Raw genomic sequence first — 18,351 nt, 5'->3', positions numbered from 1 at the left:
TAAAATGGAAATCAAATCATGCTATATAGGTCCAGAAATTTCACCAGAACAATTTATTTCTGAACATTTGTTTTTGTTTTTGTCTAAAGGAATTTTAAATGGTTATGATGGAAGTAATTATATTACTATGGAGTCTGGAGATTATTGTATTGTTCGTAAAAATCATTTAGTTCGTTATAATAAACAAAAACAGAATGATGAATTTGAAAAAGTAGTTGTAGTTTTTGATGAAAAATTCTTAAGGAAATTTCAAAAAAAACATCTACCGAAAAGAAATAATCAATATAAGCCCAAAGAAGGATTTATCCACATCAACAAAAATGAACAAATACTAACCTATATAAGTTCGTTAATACCACACTATGATGAGGCTGGGAAAATTAAAAACGAAATTCAAGATATCAAACAAGAAGAGCTTTTAAATATTCTATTAGCCTCCCATCCTGAATTATATGATATATTTTTTGATTTTGGCAAACCAGAAAAAATAAACCTGGAAGAATTCATGAATCAAAACTATAAATTTAATGTAAGTATAGATCGTTTTGCTTATCTTACAGGCAGAAGTCTCTCCGCGTTTAAAAGAGATTTCAAGCAAATATTTAACAATACGCCTAGTCGTTGGTTAATAAAAAAAAGATTACAGGAAGCCTATTTTCTCATTGATAAAAAGAAACAAAAACCATCTGACATTTATATCGATTTAGGATTTGAGAATTTATCCCATTTTTCATCTGCTTTCAAAAAACAATTTGGGATAAGCCCTAAAAACTTATTGCATTAAAACTTAATTTTTAATTGATTAACTTTATAAAGACTTTTTAGTATTTGTAATGAATTCAAAAATAATATTAGCCCAATACATTAAAAGCTATGTTGATTTAAATGATGATGAAGTAAATCAATTTATTAGCTGTTTCGATGAGGTAAAAGTAAAAAAAAGACAATTTATTGTACAGCCTGATTTTATCGCACACTATGTTCATTTTGTGGTGAAAGGGGCTTTTAGATCATATGTTATAAGTGGTGAAGGTAATGATCATACGACTTCGTTTGCCATTGAAAATTGGTGGATTACAGATTATAATAGTTTTATATACCAGCAACCTGCCACTTCTTTTGTCATTGCACTTGAGGACAGTGTAGTGCTTCGTGTACATTATGAAAAACAAAAAGAGTTGAAACAACTAAACCATAAGTTTGAGACTTTCTTTAGAATTATTGCAGAAAGAGGATTGGCTTTTTTTCAACGAAGGATTACCAACAGTCTAACATTAACAGCCGAAAGCCGTTACGATCAGTTTATGGGTAAATATTCTCATGTTGCTCAACGGTTACCGCAATACGCATTGGCATCTTTCTTGGGTATGACACCAGAATTCCTTTCCAAAATAAGAAACAACAAGATTCAGAAGAAATCTTGAACTACTTCAACCTTTTTTCCTAATCTACTTCATTGGAACTAGAAAGTTATTCATTGCACTTTTGTAATGTCAATATTGATATATAAATCACAAAGTGAAATGAAAAATCAAATAAAATCAAAAGGAGGATTAGATACTATAAGACTGTACAATTTAGCATTTGTAGTGTCAAATATTGAAAATTCAATTGAATGGTATAGTAACATTCTAGGGTTTAAACTAATAATGAAACAATCTCTACCTGTTCCCAAAGGAAACTTAGAAATGGCCTTTATGGAAGGTGCTGGTATGAGGATTGAAATGCTTCAAAATTCAAACAGCCAATTAGTTCAAGCTATTGTAAATGACTCGAAGACAGATGAGCCACCTACAGTAGTGGGGAGCAAAGCTCTTGTATTTCAGGTTGAAGATTTAAAATTAGCTACAAAAGAGCTTGAGGACAAAGGTGTCAATTTTTTATGGAAAGAACGATACTTGGCAGAAGGAGCTTTGTTTTGTACTATGGCGTTAGACCCAGATGGTAATCGGATAAATATTTTTCAATCAAATACAGTAATCCAGTAATATGAAAAATAAAAACATCATAACAAAAATTGATCATATTGGTTTAAATGTACCAGATATCAATAGAGCAACTGTTTTTCTACTGGAGGCTTTTGGAGCTGAAATAATCTACGAATCTTACAGTCGAGAGCTACCGCCATTGGAAGCATCTGGTGAACTCGCATCAGCATTGAACTTAGCACCAAAAGCAACTCTTTATTCATGTAGAATGATTAAAATAGGGAATGGAGTTAGGATAGAATTGTTTGAAATTCATGTTGATGGTCAGAGAGAACCAATAAAGTCAAGTGATTTAGGATTGATACACCTTGCACTGTACACGGACAATATGCATGAGGCGATTCAAAAATTTGAAGCTGCTGGAGGAAAAATGTTGTCAGATCCAAATCCATTTTTATTCCCAGCAGAAAAAGGAGATAAAAATTTCTTTTGCTATGGTTTAACACCTTGGGGAACAACAATTGAGTTTATCACCTATCCAGATGGAATGCCATATGAAAAGAACAATAATCTTTATAAATAGTAATTATATTTATTAAAGAGTATGTAAAACGGTGTTTAAATAAAAAAATAAGATTATGCAAACAGCAATAATAGGAACAGGACAAATTGGCGAGGGCATAGCAAAAAAAATAGTAAAAGCAGGCCATAGTGTTTTACTTACCAATAATAAAGGAGCTGCAAGTTTAAAAGAAAAAGCCACAAATTTAGGCAAACTTGCTATTCCAGCAGATCTGAAAGATATTGTTAAAGCAGATGTAATTTTCTTAACGGTCAGATGGTCACACTTAAAACAAGTCGCGAAAGATGTGCCAAACTTACAAGGTAAGATTCTAGTTGATGTTACCAACCCAATTTTGGATGATATGAGTTATGACGATTTAAAAGGTAAAGCTGCCAGTGAAATCGTACAAAATCTTTTCCCAAAAACACGATTAGTAAAAACCTTAAATCACTATTTCCTAAAATGGATTGATGCAGATCCAAAAGTTGATGATGGTAAACGTGTTGCTTTTGTGTCAGGTAATGATATTGAAGCTAAAAATACAGTTGCCAACCTGCTTAAAGAATTTGAATTTAAACCAATAGATTTAGGTGATATAGCTACTGGCAGTAAACTTCAACAAGCCGGGGGAGCATTAGCTGCGTTAAACATAGTAAGCTATCCTGCTTAATTATAAAATTAATTCGACACTCATAAATTATCTTATAATAAAACATTTGGTATTGAGTAAATCAATACTAAGAAAATTACTATGAATAGATCAAAATTATTTTCTAAAAAAAATCAAAGTTAAATTATAACTTTGTTAAATATGTTGGAAGTTTTTAAAAAATATATAACCGATAAGACAGTGATGTCGGAAGAGGACTTAAGTGAGATCCTTTTATATGCTATTGAAAAAAAACTTCGAAAAAAGCAATTTCTATTGCAAGAGGGTGATACTTGGCGTTATAACGCATTTGTTTGCAGCGGATTTGTTAGAAAATATTCTGTAGATAACAAAGGAGCAGAACATATTATGAGTTTTTCGCCTGAAAACTATTGGACTGGAGATAGGGAAAGTCTAGTTAATGAAACCCCTTCAAAGTTTAATATAGAAGCTCTTGAGAATACAGAAATATTACTATTTAAAAAAGAGGACTTTGAAATGCTTTGCAAAAAAATTCCTGCATTTAATAATATGGTTAATAATATATTACATAAAAGCTTCCTTACTTCACAAAATAGAATTCATTCCAACATAAGTCTTACCTCTGAAGAAAAATACAATAATTTCGTTTTAAAGTTTCCATCCATTGCAAATCGTGTTCCTCAACACATGATAGCCTCTTATATAGGTATTTCGCCAGAAACCTTAAGCCGCATTAGATCTCAAGCAAACAAGAAGTAAAAACGTTGACATTTGTCAATCGTTTTTTCATTCAAAAGTCAATGGAAAAAAGCCATTAGTGGTGGCAACTTTGTATCATTAATAATTTAAAAATTTATCAAAATGAGCAAAGTAATTTTTATAACAGGGACAAGTTCAGGTTTTGGAAAACTAACCACAATCACTTTATCAAAAGCAGGTCATACTGTAATTGCTGGTATGAGAGGAATATCAGACAAAAACAAAGAAACTGCTAAAGAACTTTCGGCACTACCTAACGTTGATGTAGTTGAAATTGATGTAACCAATGACACTTCAGTATCAAATGCTTTTCAACAATCACTTTCTAAATACGGAAAAATTGATGTATTGGTAAACAATGCCGGCGTAACTGGTTTTGGACTATTAGAAGCTACCTCAATAGATCAAATCCGTAAAATGTTTGAAGTGAACTTTTATGGTGTTATTAGGACTTATCAAGCTGTTCTACCAAGTATGCGTAAAGAAAAAAATGGCTTGATAATCAACATAACTTCGGGAGCTAGTGCACATACATTACCTTTTATGATTCCATATTTAGCTTCAAAATTCGGTGTTGAAAGTATTGCCGAAGGTTTGCAGGCAGAATTAGCCCAATTCAATATTGAAAACGTAACGATACAACCAGGTGTTTATCCTACTGAAATGAACAATGGCAGCAAACCAGGAATTGGTGCAGACAAGCCTGAAGTAGCAGCAGCTTACGATCCTGTTGCAACAGAAATGTTTAATGCCATCGGTTCAGGCTTATTTGGTAAAATGCAAGAGTTTGATATGAATCCTCAAACTATAGCAGACGGGATTTTAAACTTGGTAAGCATGCAAGAGGGAACCAGACCATTGCGCTATCCACTGGATGCTATTGCCCAAGGTACGGACATAGAATTTATCAATGCGAGAGCAGAGATAAAAGAAAAGTGGTTAGCTACATACAGCGGGTAATTTGTTTAATAAAATACGCTTATCCTAGATATTAGGATAAGCGTTAAAAATCTTAAATAAAATGGAAATTATAAAAGCAATGAAATGGCGTTATGCAGCAAAAAGAATGTCAGGTAAAAAAATTCCTGATAATACTATAAATAAAATTATAGAAGCTATGCATTTAGCACCTTCAGGTATAGGCTTACAACCTTATGAAATTATAAGTATTAGCAATAAAGAGCTAAAAAGTAAAATAGAGCCAATAGCTTTTAATCAGAAGCAAATTGTAGAAAGCTCGCATTTGTTTGTCTTTGCTGCCTGGGATACCTATTCAAAAGAAAGAATAGATGGAGTTTTCGACCATTTGGCAAAAGAGCGTAATCTACCCATTGAAAAAACTTTAGGACAAAGGAACTTTTCAAAACAGTTTTTTGGAGCTATGAGTGATGAAAACAATTTTCATCATGCTGCTAAACAAGCACATATTGCCTTGGGTATTGCCATCTTAACTGCAGCACTTGAAGGTGTAGATGCTACCCCAATGGAAGGTTTTGACCCAATAGCTTTGGATAAATTATTAGGGCTGAGAGAAAGAGGATTAAAAAGTTCGATGTTATTAGCTTTAGGTTATAGAGATAATAGTAATGACTGGAATTTAAATCTCAAAAAGATAAGAAAACCTTTATATGAATTTTTGACAGAAATTAAATGATTTATTATGAAAACAAAAGTTTTAATCTTGGCTATTGGTTTAATAACAATGGTTAGCAACCAATCAATTGCTCAAAATTTTAATATCAAAGGGATAGATCACGTAGGTATCAATGTTACGGATATAGATAGAGCAATGACTTTCTTTTCAGAAATTTTAGGCTTTGAAAAAGCAACAGAGCTTAATCTGGCAGAACTAGATGTAAATTGGGAAAAACTTTACAAAATCCATAAGAATGTCACAATAGAGAGAATTGTAATAATTCAATCAGGGAATGGAAGTAAGATAGAGTTATTTCAAAATAAGTCTGAAGAAAGGAATATAGAATTGCCTTATGGAGATGATCTTACATGGTATCATATAGCATTCTATACAGATGACATTTATAATAGTATGGCTTATCTTAAATCCAAAGGAGTAACATTTTTAGATGAACCATTTAGAAATAGTAATGGAGAATTATGGACATACTTTATGTCTCCCTGGGGAACACAAATGGAATTGATTTCATATTCCGAGAAAACAACCGATAAAGAAGAAAATTTAATATTAAAAATACAAACAAAAATGAGCAAAGTAGACATTGAAGCTTTAGCAAAAAAGCATTTGGATATATGGACAGAAAAAAATGCTGAAAAACGAAATGAGTCCATTAAAAAAGTTTACAAAGAAGATGTAGAAATAGTCGATCCATTTTTTGTAATAAATGGACATTCAAACTTGAATGATTTCATAGAGGATTTACAAAAAAAACATCCTGACTTTGATTTTAGTTTAGCACAGCCAATTGAAAGTCACAACAACATAGCTAGATTATTCTGGCAATTTGGCACAGAAAACAAGCCTGATACTATAACAGGTCAAGATATATTTGTTATTGAAAACGGGAAAATAAAATCACTTTACATTTTTATTGACGGATTAAAAAATTAAAAATCAAAATTATGAGAACAATTTCAGATCTTCTTTTTGGAGAACGTAAAAGTAACAGCTTTGCTTCGATTGGGTTATTAATACTACGTCTAATAGCAGGTTTTGGATTAATAATACATGGATTGCCGAAGCTTACAACACCTATGAGCTTCGCGGGAGATGCCTTCCCCGGCATACTTCAATTATTAGCTGTCATAAGTGAATTTGGAGGTGGTATTGCATTAATACTCGGCATTTTTTTACCATTAGTATCACTAGGAGCTTCCATAACTATGTTTGTTGGTATTATTTTCATGCATATCCCTTTTAAAGACCCTATTTATCGTATTACCGTAAAATATTCGTCTGAAGGTGATGGAGATCCTTTTTTTGGATTTCCATTATGGCTGGCAAAAGCTGATGGGCATAGTGCAGCAGGTTCAGGCTCAGCAGAACTGGCTCTGCTATATTTTGTAATAGCACTATGTTTGTTCTTTGTTGGAGGAGGACATTATTCACTAGATCATTTATTAAAGTTAAAAACTAAAAGTATTAATTAAGCAAAGGTATTTTTGAGCTTTTAAACAAAGTAGTTCGCTTAAAAGGGAACTTACTTTTGCATTTAATTAAATACTAAAAATATGATAGAATGGTAGAATACATTTGTCAGTATTATCAAAGCGATAGAAATACAGCTATTCAAGCTTCTATTATTGGAATGATATTCCTTATTGGCAGATTCACTCTTTTTAAATTATATACACCACATCAATTAATTAAAGGTTTAGGGTGTGTTTTTATTGATAGGAGGTCTATTCTTTCTCATAGCTGGTGTGTCGGTTACAATACACAACTATCGTAAAATGGAAGTAGCAAGGATCTTTACCAAGACGAATCATGAACTACAGCAACCAGAAATAAAAGGATGGAATCTGTTTTAACAACAGGCTATCGTTCTGCGTTGATACTTTTTTCAACTCTAGTGGTAAATGGACTAATCCTCATACTTTTAAACCCAAACAATTTACTAAAAGGTATTGCTTTAGGGCTATTAATCATCGGAACCATAGGACATAATACGATTACAGTACTGTTCCAAAGTTTATCAAGACGTATTGAACAAAATCAACATAACACTTTCAATGACAGATGGGTATGATTGTTATCAAAATACCTTGACAGAAAGAATAAATGGTACTTTAAAGAATGAAATAGTATTTAACATAATAAACTAAATCTCAAAGTTAAATCCCTTTTCTGTTAGTTTATCATATATCTTTTGATCAAACTCATATAATTTAGCTGCCCTGTGAGAAACTTTCTTTTGTTTTTCGTTAAGTTCAACAAGTAGTTTCATTTTAAGTATCTTCCTTCTGAAATTAGATTTGTCCATCTCAATACCTAAAATTTCTTCGTACAAGCGCATTAGTTCCAAAAGAGTAAATTTATCTGGTAAAAGGTTAAAACCTATAGGAGCCTGCCTTACGCGGTTACGTAGGCAATCAATACTGTAATCAAGTATGGTGTTATGGTCATAAATCAGATTTGGTATTTCATTTATCTTATACCATTTTGCATCGGAAGCAGTAAAACCGGGCTGAATAGTATAATCATCTCGCATTATTAATGCAAAGTAACCTATGGTTATTACTCTGCCTAAAGGAAAACGATCTGGCCTGCCAAACGCTTTCAGCTGTTCCAAATAAACATTATTAAGACCTGTCAGGTCAGCAAGAAGCCGCTTAGCGGCATTATCAATACTTTCCTTTTCTCTTATCCATCCTCCTGGCAAACCCCACTCCCCTTTACGTATACCTACACCGTGTTGAACAAGAAGTACTTCAAGTCCGTTTTTATTAAACCCAAATATTACACAGTCAATTGTAATGGAGTTCATTACTGACTTTTCTGTGGCCTTTCCTGACTCTTTATTAATTTTTTTTTCCACTTTGTAAATCATTTAAGGTGTTATAGCTGGGTATTCACAAGAGGCTTTTGAATATTGCCAAATAAATAACAAAGTTTTTATAGCTGAATTAATAGTTAATATCCCTTATTTGGTTTATTACAGTTTTAACCAAAATGGCTGTTTCCGTCAATGAATTGTAGTCTTTGTTTGTAAGTATATTTTTAGTTATCAGTTTACTCCCTAATCCTACGGCCGATACACCGCTTTTAAACCATGAAGTAATATTCTCCTGATTAGTTTCGACACCTCCTGTAACTATAAAATCAATATCATTAAAAAGAGGTCGTATTGCCTCAACAAATCCTGATCCCAGCACATTTCCGGGAAACAGCTTTATAGTAGTACATCCGGCAGCTACAGCAAGGTGAATTTCCCTTGGAGTCATACATCCGGGAAGGTACGGGATCTTTGCTTTTACTGCGGCTGTATTAACTGTTTCATCAAAAAAAGGGCTTACTAAAAAATCAGCTCCAAGCTCAATGAATAAATGGGCTTCATCGGCATTGATTACTGTACCAACCCCAATAAGAAGTTCCGGCATTGAACTATTACGTTCCTTTATAATAGCCCGCAGATTTTTTATGGCATTTTTGCCTCTATTAGTGAACTCTATTATTGAAATATCCGCTTTAAATAAAGCATTTGTAACTGCAATACAAACTTCTGTATCGTCATGATAAAACAAAGGAAGCAGCCCCTCACTTTTTATACGATTATATATAACTTTTTTATCTCGCATCATTTAAAATTCTTTTAATCTGCTCAACTGATTGTTTTGTTGCATCGCCGGGTTCAGCAAGTTTACATACAGCTGCAGCTGCAGCAAAATTAATTATGTCCTGAAAAGGAAGATTATTATATATACCGTAAATAAGCCCTGCCATAAAACAGTCACCACTGCCTACACTATCTGTAACAGTTATGTTTTCAAAAATATTTGAGGTAAAAAAAGCATTTTCCTTTTGGAGTACACCAAAATAAGACTCTTCTAACCTGTAGGTAAGAGCAATTGCATAAACCTTTTCATATTTTTTCTGTATTCTTTCTATGCTTATTAATGCTGCTTCCTTCAATTCACTGTTAGAAACATTTTTACTGTTAGAAAGAGGTGCAGATATCCCTAAAAGACTCTCAACAGCCCAAATATTTCCCATTATTACGTTACAGTTACGAACTAGATCAGGCATTATTACATCAGGCAATTCGCCATACTTCCATAATTTATTTCTGTAATTGAGGTCTACTGATATTGTTATACCTTTTGCAGATGCAGCAGTAACAGCTTCTTTACAGATAAGGGCAATATTTTTATTAAGAGCAGGGCTAATAGCACTAAAATGAAACCAGATACAGTCTTCAAAAACTTTATCCCAATCAATCATACCGGGTGTTAATTGTGAAAAGGATGAGAAATCCCTGTCATATACTACTCCATTATTTTTAACTTCGGTCCCATAAGGCAGGTAATATACTCCCAATCTATTGCCTGAATAAAAAACTTTATCAGTATTAATTCCTCTTTGTTTAATCTGATTACTTATATCCTTGCCAATATAATTATCGGGTAAGGTTGTAAGATAATTTACAGGAATACCCCATAATGCCAGTGCAGTTGCAACATTGAGCTCTGCCCCGCCTATATAATAAGGAATAGTCGAATCAGAAACCCAACTGTCTTTTAACGCAAAGCGAAGTAATACTTCTCCAAAGCAGCATATCTTATGGTCTTGTAAAAGAGTTATTTCATCCAAGTTTTTACAATGTTTTTATTAAGGCATCTATTTTATTGAGTTTAGCCTTCTATTCAAAAATAAAATATTTAAAACAGCTATACTTACAGAAGCTGTCTAAACTTACGAATACGTTTTAGCTGAAATATTTGTAATAAATAACCTTTCTTGAATTTTAAGGGTAATATTGAATATTGAAAAAAGATTATAAACCAATATTTTATCTATGGATATTTTAGACTCTTTTTCCTTAAAGGATAAAGTTATAGTCGTAACAGGTGGAACCGGTGTTTTGGGTGAATCGTTTATACAGGCAATTGCACAGGCCGGAGGAAAAATAGCTGTTTTGGGGCGTAATAAAGAAAAGGCTGATGCAAGAGTAAAGCTGGCTTCTAAATATGGGGCAGAAGCTATTGCAGTAATAGCTGATGTGCTTAATGAAACAGATGTTATAAAGGCCAGAGATATTATATTAACTCATTTTGGAACAATTGATGGTTTGGTTAATGCTGCCGGGGGCAATATTCCGGGAGCAACTTTTGAACCAAATCAAAACTTTTTTAATTCAAAAGTATCAGACACCATAAAAGCGATTGAACTTAACCTTTATGGAACTATAATCCCTACTCATGTTTTTGGAGAAATAATAGCTAAAAAAGGTAAAGGTTCAATTATCAATATTTCTTCCCTTGCTGCAAGTAGATCTATTACCCGTGTTTTAGGTTATACTGTAGCAAAACACGGTATAGACGGTTATACTAAATGGATGGCTACAGAACTGTCACTTCGTTATGGTGATAAAGTACGTGTTAATGCTATCGCACCCGGTGTATTTCTTACCGAACAAAACCGTACCCTTTTAACAAACGCAGACGGAAGCTTTACACCACGTGCAAAGAAATTTGTTGATAATACTCCTTATTCACGACTTGGTAATCCTAAAGAACTACAGGGCACCCTAGTCTATTTATTAAGTGATGCTTCCGCATTTGTAAATGGTGAAACAATTTTTGTTGATGGGGGCTTTAATGCCTGGTGTGGTGTATAATTATATTGATTTATGAATATTTATAAAAATAAACTAGAACAAGCCTGGAGGTGGTATGGACCCGATGACACTGTTAGCCTTCAGGATATAAAACAGGCTGGAGCTACCGGAATAGTATCTGCACTGCATCATATTCCGCATGGTGAGATTTGGACTGTAGAAGAAATTCAAAAAAGAAAAAAACAGATTGAGGATACAGGCTTAATCTGGTCTGTAGTAGAAAGTGTTCCTGTGCATGAAGCCATAAAAACACGTAGTAAAGATGCAGAAATGTATCTGTCTAATTACAAAGCATCGCTAAAAAACCTAAGTGCCTGTGGCTTAAAAACTGTATGCTATAATTTTATGCCGGTTTTAGACTGGACCCGCACAAAACTGGACCTTGAACTCAATAATGGAGCAAAAGCCCTTTATTTTGAGTGGGCTTCAGTAGCTTATTTTGACATTTACCTTCTGAAACGAAAAGATGCTGAAAAAGACTACTCTGATACTGTTTTACAGCAGGCAAAAAAAATAAAAGATATAATTACTATACAGGAAAGTAACACCTTAAAGGATATTATCCTTATGGGAGTGCCCGGGGAAAGCAGTACCACTCTTGAGAGTTTGCAGCAAAGTATAGAAACCTATCAGTCAATTGGTCATAAAGGATTAAGGCAAAACCTTATTTATTTTCTCAAATCAATTGCTGATGTCTGCAAAGAGGAGGCAATAAAAATGACAATCCATCCTGATGATCCTCCCTACCCTATATTGGGGCTACCAAGAATTGTAAGTAATAAAGAAGATCTTGAATATATAATTAATGAGGTTAAAGATGATTTTAATGGTATATGCTTTTGCACCGGTTCATTAGGTGCAGGTACTCATAATAACATTCCTCAAATATTTGAGGCGGTAAAACAAAGGGTATATTTTATACATTTAAGAAATGTAAAAAAGGATAAGTCAGGTAATTTTTATGAAGCAGATCATTTAGACGGTGATGTTAATATGTATGAAGTTATGAAAGCTATCGTAAAAGAAAATAATAACCGTTCTGTCCCTATTCCTTTCAGGCCAGATCACGGACATCAGATACTTGATGATCTTAAAAAAACATCACACCCCGGATATTCGGCCATTGGAAGGCTCAAAGGGTTGGCAGAACTACGAGGCCTGGAACTTGGAATTATGGGACAATAATCTTAAAATTACACTATGTCATTCTTTTTAAAAGATAATTTCATTCTTGAATCTGATATTGCAGAGCAGTTATACTTTAATTATGCTCAAAATCAACCTATAATAGATTATCATTCTCATCTATCTCCCTCGGCTATTGCTAATGATATAAATTTTGAAAATATAACCCAAGCATGGCTAAAAGGTGATCATTATAAATGGAGAGCCATGAGGGCTTTGGGTATCGAAGAAGAATATATAACCGGTACTGCCTCTGATTATGAAAAATTCTCTAAATGGGCACAAACAGTACCTCATACCTTAAGAAACCCGTTATTTCACTGGACACATATGGAACTTAAAAATCCCTTTGGTATAACGGAATTTTTAAATCAGGACACTTCCCGAAAAATTTATGATACAACTTCCGAAAAACTTAAATCACAGTCCTTTTCAGCAAAAGGATTACTAAGTAATTTCAATGTGGAAATGGTTGGTACTACAGATGACCCTATTGATTCTCTTGAAGATCATCTTAAAATACGTCATGATAATTCAAAAGTCAAAGTACTGCCTACTTTTCGTCCGGACAAAATATTTAATATTGATTACGGAAATAAATTCAGAAACTATCTGCAGAAATTAGGAGAGCTTACCAATATTACAATAATAGATTTAGAATCCTTACTACAGGCATTTAAAATAAGAATTGATTATTTTGATAGAGCAGGGTGTGTATCTTCTGATCATGGATTAAGTGCCATACCTCATAAGGGAAAATTTGGTAAAACTGATATTGAGAAAATATTTAAGGAGGTTTTAAATGGCAATGACAGTAAAGCTCCTGAAATAAAAGAAAGTTTTACCTATTTCATGTTGGTTGAGTTATGTAAAATGTACCACGAAAAAGGATGGGTACAGCAATTTCATTTAGGAGCGTTAAGAAATAGCAATGCATATAAAGTTTCCGTTTTAGGCCGTGATACCGGTTTTGATTCAGTAGGAGATTATAAACAGGCTGAAACATTGTCCGTATTACTAAATGAATTGGAAACTACCAACAAATTATCTAAAACCATATTATACAATCTTAATCCGGCTGATACTACACTATTTGCGACAATGACAGGAAACTTTCAGGGCGAAGGCATCAGGGGGAAAATTCAATACGGATCAGGTTGGTGGTTTTTAGATCAGCTTGACGGAATGACAAATCAGATAAACGCACTCTCTAATCAGGGCCTGATAAGTACTTTCATCGGTATGCTTACCGACTCTAGAAGTTTCCTTTCCTATTCACGCCATGAATATTTCAGGAGACTGCTATGTAACCTTTTTGCCGAGGATATCAGAAAAGGCTTCCTGCCTAATGATGTCACCTGGATAGGATCTGTAATTTCAGACATCTGTTACTACAATGCAAAAAAATACTTTAACCTGAACTAAAGTTAATATAGATGGATAAAACAAAACTCATAAACAATATTGGTAATTATCGCTGGACAATTTGTACACTACTCTTTTTTGGTACAACAATAAACTATCTGGACAGGCAGGTACTAAGTTTATTACATCCTATTCTTGAGGAAGAATTAAAATGGACCAATACTGATTATGGGTTGATTACTGCCATCTTTCAACTTACTTATGGATTGTTTACCCTATTCTCAGGTCGGCTTATTGATAAAATAGGTACAAAAAAAGGGTATGCCATAGCTTTAATAATCTGGTCCATAGGAGCCATATTACATGCTTTTGCTATTCCCATAGGAAAGGGTACTTCAGATCTTTTAGGAATATTAGGTATTACGGGGATTTCTGTTTCGGTAGCTGGCTTCATCATAGCAAGGGCTATTCTTGCAATTGGTGAATCAGCTAATTTCCCTGCTGCTATTAAAGCAACTGCAGAATATTTTCCTAAAAAAGAACGGTCGTTAGCAACAGGTATATTTAACTCCGGATCAAACATAGGGGCTATTCTGGCACCACTTACTGTTCCTTGGATTGCTTATCACTTAGGTTGGGAGAGTTCATTTATCATAATAGGATCTTTAGGTTTTGTATGGCTTGTTTTCTGGTGTATCTATTATGATGATCCTTCAAAACAAAAAAGATTAACTGTTGAGGAATATGAATATATAACAGAGGGCAGTGAAGTTAATGATATAGCTCCTGAAGAGATAAAGGAAACTAAAACTTCATGGTTTAAATTATTGGCTTTTAAGGAAACATGGGCCTTTACATTGGGTAAATTTTTTACAGACGGTGTATGGTGGTTCCTGCTTTTTTGGCTTCCCTCCTATCTCACTTCACAATTCGGATTAAAAAATACAGATATTACTCTGCCGTTGGCTGTATTATACAGCATGACCATGGTAGGTAGTATTTGTGGCGGGTGGTTTCCTTTATACTTCATTAAAAGAGGGTACGACACTGCACCTGCAAGACGAAAGGCAATGTTTTTTATAGCTCTTATACCGTTGGTTGTGTTATTAGTTCAGCCGTTAGGTGAAATAACATTCTGGATTCCGGTAGTTTTAATAGGAATATGTGCCTCTGCACATCAGGCATGGTCTGCAAACCTATACTCTACAGTATCTGATATGTTTCCCAAGTATGCAATAGCCAGCGTAATAGGCATAGGAACAATGGCCGGCAGTATAGGAGGAGCTTTAACATCTTTTCTTGTAGGTAGGCTTTTTGACTCCTATAAAGCTACGGGCGACCTAACTTCTGGCTACACAATAGTGTTCAGTTTTTGTGCAGTAGCCTATTTGTTTGCCTGGTTTATAATGAAACTTTTGGTGCCTAAACTAAAATAAATACTAATTACAGGGTTGTAGATTTTCTTATATTTATAGACGTTTCAAGTAATATAGTTTCATATAATGATGTCCTTTTTGTATTTGATGCACATTCTATAAGCTCAATAAGTTTTTTAAGTGCTAAATACCCCATGTCTTTTGCCGGCTGCCTTATCGCAGAAAGCGAAGGATTAAGAGAAAAAGCAATATCGGTATTTGCAAAACCTATTACCGCAATTTCATCGGGTACTTTTATCTTTAATTTTGCTAAAATACCCAAGCTTCTGGTAGTAATAACATCTGTGGCACCAAATATGGCATTAGGGGCTATATTTTGCTCAATTAACCCCAGTATGGAATTACTTATTTTTGCATCCATTTCATCAGTGTTTTCCAGATTGCAAAAAACCATGTATCTCGGATTAATTGGTATATCTAAATTCTTTAACGCTTTTTTAAACCCCTGAATTCTTTGATTATTATCACCAAATTTATCTCCAGTTATAAATAATATTCTTTTTCGGTTAATATCTATAAGATGCTGGGTAGCCTCTAAAGCTCCTTTATATTCATTTACCCCAATCTTAGTTGTTTTAATTTCAGGATTTAATCTATCAAACAAGACAATCGGACAGTGTTTTTCATTAATAAGGTTTATGTAATCAGAATTAGAAGTTTCGCTAACAGGAGACAATAAAATACCATCAACCCCTTTAGAGATCAAAGAGTCTAAGCAGGCTTTTTCATTCGCTACATTTTCATAGCTCTGCATTATAATAATATCACAGCCTACCTCATTGGAGGCTTTATGTATACCATCTAATACCTGAGCCAGAAAAGTACTGCTGAAAAAAGAGTTTACAATTACACCTATTGAGTTAGTATGCCCTATTTTAAGGCTCTTTGCCAGTCTGTTTGGCCGGTAATTATGCTGATTAGCATAATCAATTATTATTTTTCTTGTTTCAGCGCTTATTTCATAGCTGTTATTTAAAGCTTTTGAAATGGTTGAAACAGAAAAATTAAGTGCTTTTGCTATATCTTTTATTGTAATATTAGCCATTTATAATTGTATTGATTAATTAGTTAAGCAATTATAATAATTTTCAATAAAATATTAATCAATTAACCATTTATAGGAATAAATTATAACATTTTTTTTATCGATATAAAAAATTAAACCTGCAACAGTGGCTGTCACAGGTTTAAACTCAACTTAACACAAACTAATTTAATTATATCCCGGATTTTGATAACCTTGCGTATTTCCTACCATAGCATCAAGCTGCCCCTGAGGAATTGGTCGTAAATAAAGGTAAGGTTCTATACTACGCTGAATTGTTTGTGGTGTGTGATCACCAGTATCTGAACCACAAATAGTATAGGTTGAAGCTAACTCATTCCATTTTTGTGTTCGTACAAGATCGAACCAACGATAACCTTCTCCGTAAAACTCACGTGAACGCTCGGCAAGAATATAGTTAATATCAATATTTGTTGGTGTAGCAGCTACCATTGCCGCGCTATTGTCTTCATTTTTAACCATATTACCATTATTATCCCAACGCCACATACCTGCACGGGCGCGAATAACATTTATCAAATCATAAGCAGTTTTACCTCCCTGCGGTGATGCTCCTTTTACATTAGCCTCTGCTGCTATAAAATATAGTTCGGAGAACTTTGCTATATTGAAAGGACGTGTACTGGCCGCATTAGGCTGCCCTAAACCACTTCCATTATCAGTACGGTAAGTCCCCAGTTTCCATAACCCCGGATAAGTAAGTCTGCTTATACCTTGTGGAGATATTACATAGTCTGCCCTGCCAGGTAAGACACCTGCACCAATATTACTTTTGTATGTAGAGTTTGAATAATCAATTAACTCTGTAGGCTCTTCATTCAAAAAGGTTAATATGGCATCACCAGGATAAACCTCAATGTTATTAGCATTATATAAAAATTCATTAGTTACTCCGCCTTTCTGCCAGTTACCACGATAAACAGTTGTAAAAGTGCCGTCATATCGTGAGTCATTTGTTTTATCTGCAAATGTATTTGTAATAACTTCAATAGTAGGGCACATACGTGTCCAAGGGCGTCCAAGAGGCTGTGAAGCTTCTCGTTGTACCGAGCTTATAAGGGTTTCTTGAGTTTGATCGGCAGCACTTCTAATATTGGTGTAATTCCAGGTCATCATCCATCCTGCAAAATTATCAGGTGCTGTACCATTACTGTAAGTTAGACTTGCTCCATTATAAAATTCACTAGACTCAGTATGATCTGCATATAGGAGTATCTCATTATTACGGTCGTTAGAACCCAAATTAACATCATAATAGGTTTGCTGTAAAGCAAATGGTCCCGGATTATCTATAGCCTCTACAGCAATATCATAAGCCTGCTGATAATACCATTGTGCACTTTGCCCATCAGGGTCTACTCTGGAAGTATCAGGATAGGTTGGAATATTGTTAGGATTCTCAAGCCACCATGCGTAAGTTAAGTATGCTTTTGCCAAATAAAGGCGCGCAACTGTTTTGGTAACTCCGCCAGTAACACGTCCTGCTTCCGGTAAATCATTAATAGCTGTTAACAAATCAGGAAATATTACTTTAGTATATACTTCGGGAACTGTATTGCGAACAGATGTTCTTACCGGATTTGTATTAAACTTTAGCTCTCCGGTACCTAAATCTAACGGAACACCGCCAAATGTTTGTACCAGCATAAAATAATCAAATGCACGAAAGAATCTTGCTTCGGATATAAGTGCCTCTGGTATTGTACCTACTTCAGTGGCATTTTCTATTATACCGTTTGCTGTATTAATATTTGGAAAAGCAGCACCCCACAAAACATCGGCACGACTGGTAACACTAGTTACCTGCCCAACCCCCGAAAGATCCATATCTTTAAAGTTTGCATCAGCACTTTGGGCATAGGTTACTTCATCAGTCCCTGTAAGACAACTATTATAGTAATAAGCCTGTCCGTATATATATCTTAAATGAGCATACATTGATGTTAACCCTCCATAAACCCCTTCTTCTGTCTTAAAATAATCAGGAGTATAAATACTACGTGGCTGTTCCTCTAAAATTTCATCACTACATCCTACAAACATTATAGTTGCAAAAAGTGTAGCTGCTATAGTTTTTATTTTTAAATTTTTCATAATAGTTTT

The 18,351-nt window shown here is 34.0% G+C and carries 19 protein-coding genes and 1 pseudogene; 15 read left to right on the top strand and 5 right to left on the bottom strand.

The features are described 5' to 3' along the window. Nucleotides 1-4 precede the first annotated feature (4 nt). The 11 genes and pseudogenes from V3Z67_RS11010 to V3Z67_RS10960 form a co-directional block, all read left to right on the top strand. A complete protein-coding gene (locus V3Z67_RS11010; RefSeq protein ID WP_330443356.1) occupies nt 5-784 on the top strand; it encodes an AraC family transcriptional regulator in 780 nt (259 codons plus the stop codon). A 49-nt stretch (nt 785-833) separates the two neighbouring features. Next, nucleotides 834-1,424 carry a Crp/Fnr family transcriptional regulator gene (locus tag V3Z67_RS11005; protein WP_330443355.1) on the top strand — a complete coding sequence of 197 codons (591 nt, stop codon included), beginning with the start codon at nt 834-836 and terminating at the stop codon, nt 1,422-1,424. A gap of 99 nt (nt 1,425-1,523) precedes the next feature. Next, a complete protein-coding gene (locus V3Z67_RS11000) occupies nt 1,524-1,988 on the top strand; it encodes a VOC family protein (RefSeq protein WP_330443354.1) in 465 nt (154 codons plus the stop codon). 1 nt (nt 1,989) lies between these two features. Then, a complete protein-coding gene (locus V3Z67_RS10995) occupies nt 1,990-2,511 on the top strand; it encodes a VOC family protein (RefSeq protein WP_330443353.1) in 522 nt (173 codons plus the stop codon). A 55-nt stretch (nt 2,512-2,566) separates the two neighbouring features. Further along, nucleotides 2,567-3,163, top strand: coding sequence for an NADPH-dependent F420 reductase (locus V3Z67_RS10990; protein ID WP_330443352.1), 597 nt, complete (start codon nt 2,567-2,569; stop codon nt 3,161-3,163). A 141-nt stretch (nt 3,164-3,304) separates the two neighbouring features. Next, entirely contained in the window at nt 3,305-3,883 is a 579-nt protein-coding gene (locus tag V3Z67_RS10985) for a Crp/Fnr family transcriptional regulator (RefSeq protein WP_330443351.1), read from the top strand. Between the two features lie 102 nt (nt 3,884-3,985). Continuing rightward, on the top strand, nt 3,986-4,843 hold the full coding sequence (locus V3Z67_RS10980; protein ID WP_330443350.1) for an SDR family oxidoreductase: 858 nt from the start codon (nt 3,986-3,988) through the stop codon (nt 4,841-4,843). Nucleotides 4,844-4,904: 61 nt separating this feature from the next. Beyond that, entirely contained in the window at nt 4,905-5,537 is a 633-nt protein-coding gene (locus V3Z67_RS10975) for a nitroreductase family protein (RefSeq protein WP_330443349.1), read from the top strand. A gap of 6 nt (nt 5,538-5,543) precedes the next feature. Further along, the gene (locus V3Z67_RS10970; protein ID WP_330443348.1) at nt 5,544-6,470 is read left to right on the top strand and encodes a VOC family protein; all 927 of its coding nucleotides are present in this window, start codon (nt 5,544-5,546) and stop codon (nt 6,468-6,470) included. An 11-nt stretch (nt 6,471-6,481) separates the two neighbouring features. Next, nucleotides 6,482-7,009: a DoxX family protein gene (locus tag V3Z67_RS10965; protein ID WP_330443347.1), complete on the top strand. Its 528-nt coding sequence runs from the start codon at nt 6,482-6,484 to the stop codon at nt 7,007-7,009. 522 nt (nt 7,010-7,531) lie between these two features. Continuing rightward, nucleotides 7,532-7,666, top strand: a pseudogene (locus tag V3Z67_RS10960) (IS3 family transposase); the annotation flags it as partial. A 14-nt stretch (nt 7,667-7,680) separates the two neighbouring features. On the opposite strand, the gene V3Z67_RS10955 reads toward V3Z67_RS10960, so the two are convergent. The 3 genes from V3Z67_RS10955 to V3Z67_RS10945 all read right to left on the bottom strand — a co-directional run bounded on the left by V3Z67_RS10955 (nt 7,681) and on the right by V3Z67_RS10945 (nt 10,169). After that, nucleotides 7,681-8,409, bottom strand: a complete 729-nt coding sequence (locus tag V3Z67_RS10955) for an NUDIX hydrolase (protein WP_330443346.1) — start codon at nt 8,407-8,409, stop codon at nt 7,681-7,683. A 76-nt stretch (nt 8,410-8,485) separates the two neighbouring features. Further along, on the bottom strand, nt 8,486-9,160 hold the full coding sequence (locus V3Z67_RS10950; protein ID WP_330443345.1) for a bifunctional 4-hydroxy-2-oxoglutarate aldolase/2-dehydro-3-deoxy-phosphogluconate aldolase: 675 nt from the start codon (nt 9,158-9,160) through the stop codon (nt 8,486-8,488). After that, complete coding sequence (locus V3Z67_RS10945; RefSeq protein WP_330443344.1) at nt 9,147-10,169, bottom strand: sugar kinase; 1,023 nt, start codon at nt 10,167-10,169, stop codon at nt 9,147-9,149. The genes V3Z67_RS10950 and V3Z67_RS10945 overlap by 14 nt, the downstream gene beginning before the upstream one ends. Before the next feature lie 205 nt (nt 10,170-10,374). Here V3Z67_RS10945 and V3Z67_RS10940 point away from each other — a divergent pair, with 205 nt between their 5' ends. Genes V3Z67_RS10940 through V3Z67_RS10925 form a run of 4 tightly spaced genes read left to right on the top strand, consistent with a single transcriptional unit; the run spans nt 10,375 to nt 15,182 of the window. After that, entirely contained in the window at nt 10,375-11,196 is an 822-nt protein-coding gene (locus V3Z67_RS10940; RefSeq protein ID WP_330443343.1) for an SDR family oxidoreductase, read from the top strand. Between the two features lie 12 nt (nt 11,197-11,208). Next, on the top strand, nt 11,209-12,381 hold the full coding sequence (uxuA, locus tag V3Z67_RS10935) for a mannonate dehydratase (RefSeq protein WP_330443342.1): 1,173 nt from the start codon (nt 11,209-11,211) through the stop codon (nt 12,379-12,381). Nucleotides 12,382-12,396: 15 nt separating this feature from the next. Then, nucleotides 12,397-13,806 carry a glucuronate isomerase gene (gene uxaC, locus V3Z67_RS10930; protein WP_330443341.1) on the top strand — a complete coding sequence of 470 codons (1,410 nt, stop codon included), beginning with the start codon at nt 12,397-12,399 and terminating at the stop codon, nt 13,804-13,806. A gap of 11 nt (nt 13,807-13,817) precedes the next feature. After that, nucleotides 13,818-15,182 (top strand): MFS transporter, encoded by a 1,365-nt coding sequence (locus V3Z67_RS10925; protein WP_330443340.1) that lies wholly within the window; start codon nt 13,818-13,820, stop codon nt 15,180-15,182. Between the two features lie 7 nt (nt 15,183-15,189). Here V3Z67_RS10925 and V3Z67_RS10920 read toward each other — a convergent pair whose 3' ends face one another. Both V3Z67_RS10920 and V3Z67_RS10915 read right to left on the bottom strand, forming a co-directional pair. Beyond that, nucleotides 15,190-16,227, bottom strand: a complete 1,038-nt coding sequence (locus tag V3Z67_RS10920) for a LacI family DNA-binding transcriptional regulator (RefSeq protein ID WP_330443339.1) — start codon at nt 16,225-16,227, stop codon at nt 15,190-15,192. Between the two features lie 168 nt (nt 16,228-16,395). Further along, nucleotides 16,396-18,342 (bottom strand): RagB/SusD family nutrient uptake outer membrane protein, encoded by a 1,947-nt coding sequence (locus tag V3Z67_RS10915; protein WP_330443338.1) that lies wholly within the window; start codon nt 18,340-18,342, stop codon nt 16,396-16,398. Nucleotides 18,343-18,351: the final 9 nt, after the last annotated feature.

This window comes from Flavobacterium sp. C4GT6 (assembly GCF_036347315.1).
Taxonomy (GTDB): Bacteria; Bacteroidota; Bacteroidia; order Flavobacteriales; family Flavobacteriaceae; genus Flavobacterium.
This window is presented reverse-complemented; position numbering and strand designations above follow the sequence as displayed.

What these genes read in the sequence shown, in the direction of transcription:
- V3Z67_RS10940 (WP_330443343.1), top strand. Translation starts at nt 10,375, where the DNA reads ATGGATATTTTAGACTCTTTTTCCTTAAAGGATAAAGTTATAGTCGTA.
- V3Z67_RS10980 (WP_330443350.1), top strand. Translation starts at nt 3,986, where the DNA reads ATGAGCAAAGTAATTTTTATAACAGGGACAAGTTCAGGTTTTGGAAAA.
- V3Z67_RS10915 (WP_330443338.1), bottom strand. Translation starts at nt 18,342, where the DNA reads ATGAAAAATTTAAAAATAAAAACTATAGCAGCTACACTTTTTGCAACT.
- V3Z67_RS10965 (WP_330443347.1), top strand. Translation starts at nt 6,482, where the DNA reads ATGAGAACAATTTCAGATCTTCTTTTTGGAGAACGTAAAAGTAACAGC.
- V3Z67_RS10985 (WP_330443351.1), top strand. Translation starts at nt 3,305, where the DNA reads ATGTTGGAAGTTTTTAAAAAATATATAACCGATAAGACAGTGATGTCG.
- V3Z67_RS10925 (WP_330443340.1), top strand. Translation starts at nt 13,818, where the DNA reads ATGGATAAAACAAAACTCATAAACAATATTGGTAATTATCGCTGGACA.
- V3Z67_RS10955 (WP_330443346.1), bottom strand. Translation starts at nt 8,409, where the DNA reads ATGATTTACAAAGTGGAAAAAAAAATTAATAAAGAGTCAGGAAAGGCC.
- V3Z67_RS11005 (WP_330443355.1), top strand. Translation starts at nt 834, where the DNA reads ATGAATTCAAAAATAATATTAGCCCAATACATTAAAAGCTATGTTGAT.
- V3Z67_RS10950 (WP_330443345.1), bottom strand. Translation starts at nt 9,160, where the DNA reads ATGATGCGAGATAAAAAAGTTATATATAATCGTATAAAAAGTGAGGGG.
- V3Z67_RS10990 (WP_330443352.1), top strand. Translation starts at nt 2,567, where the DNA reads ATGCAAACAGCAATAATAGGAACAGGACAAATTGGCGAGGGCATAGCA.
- V3Z67_RS10995 (WP_330443353.1), top strand. Translation starts at nt 1,990, where the DNA reads ATGAAAAATAAAAACATCATAACAAAAATTGATCATATTGGTTTAAAT.
- V3Z67_RS10975 (WP_330443349.1), top strand. Translation starts at nt 4,905, where the DNA reads ATGGAAATTATAAAAGCAATGAAATGGCGTTATGCAGCAAAAAGAATG.
- V3Z67_RS10920 (WP_330443339.1), bottom strand. Translation starts at nt 16,227, where the DNA reads ATGGCTAATATTACAATAAAAGATATAGCAAAAGCACTTAATTTTTCT.
- V3Z67_RS11000 (WP_330443354.1), top strand. Translation starts at nt 1,524, where the DNA reads ATGAAAAATCAAATAAAATCAAAAGGAGGATTAGATACTATAAGACTG.
- V3Z67_RS11010 (WP_330443356.1), top strand. Translation starts at nt 5, where the DNA reads ATGGAAATCAAATCATGCTATATAGGTCCAGAAATTTCACCAGAACAA.
- V3Z67_RS10970 (WP_330443348.1), top strand. Translation starts at nt 5,544, where the DNA reads ATGAAAACAAAAGTTTTAATCTTGGCTATTGGTTTAATAACAATGGTT.
- uxuA (WP_330443342.1), top strand. Translation starts at nt 11,209, where the DNA reads ATGAATATTTATAAAAATAAACTAGAACAAGCCTGGAGGTGGTATGGA.
- uxaC (WP_330443341.1), top strand. Translation starts at nt 12,397, where the DNA reads ATGTCATTCTTTTTAAAAGATAATTTCATTCTTGAATCTGATATTGCA.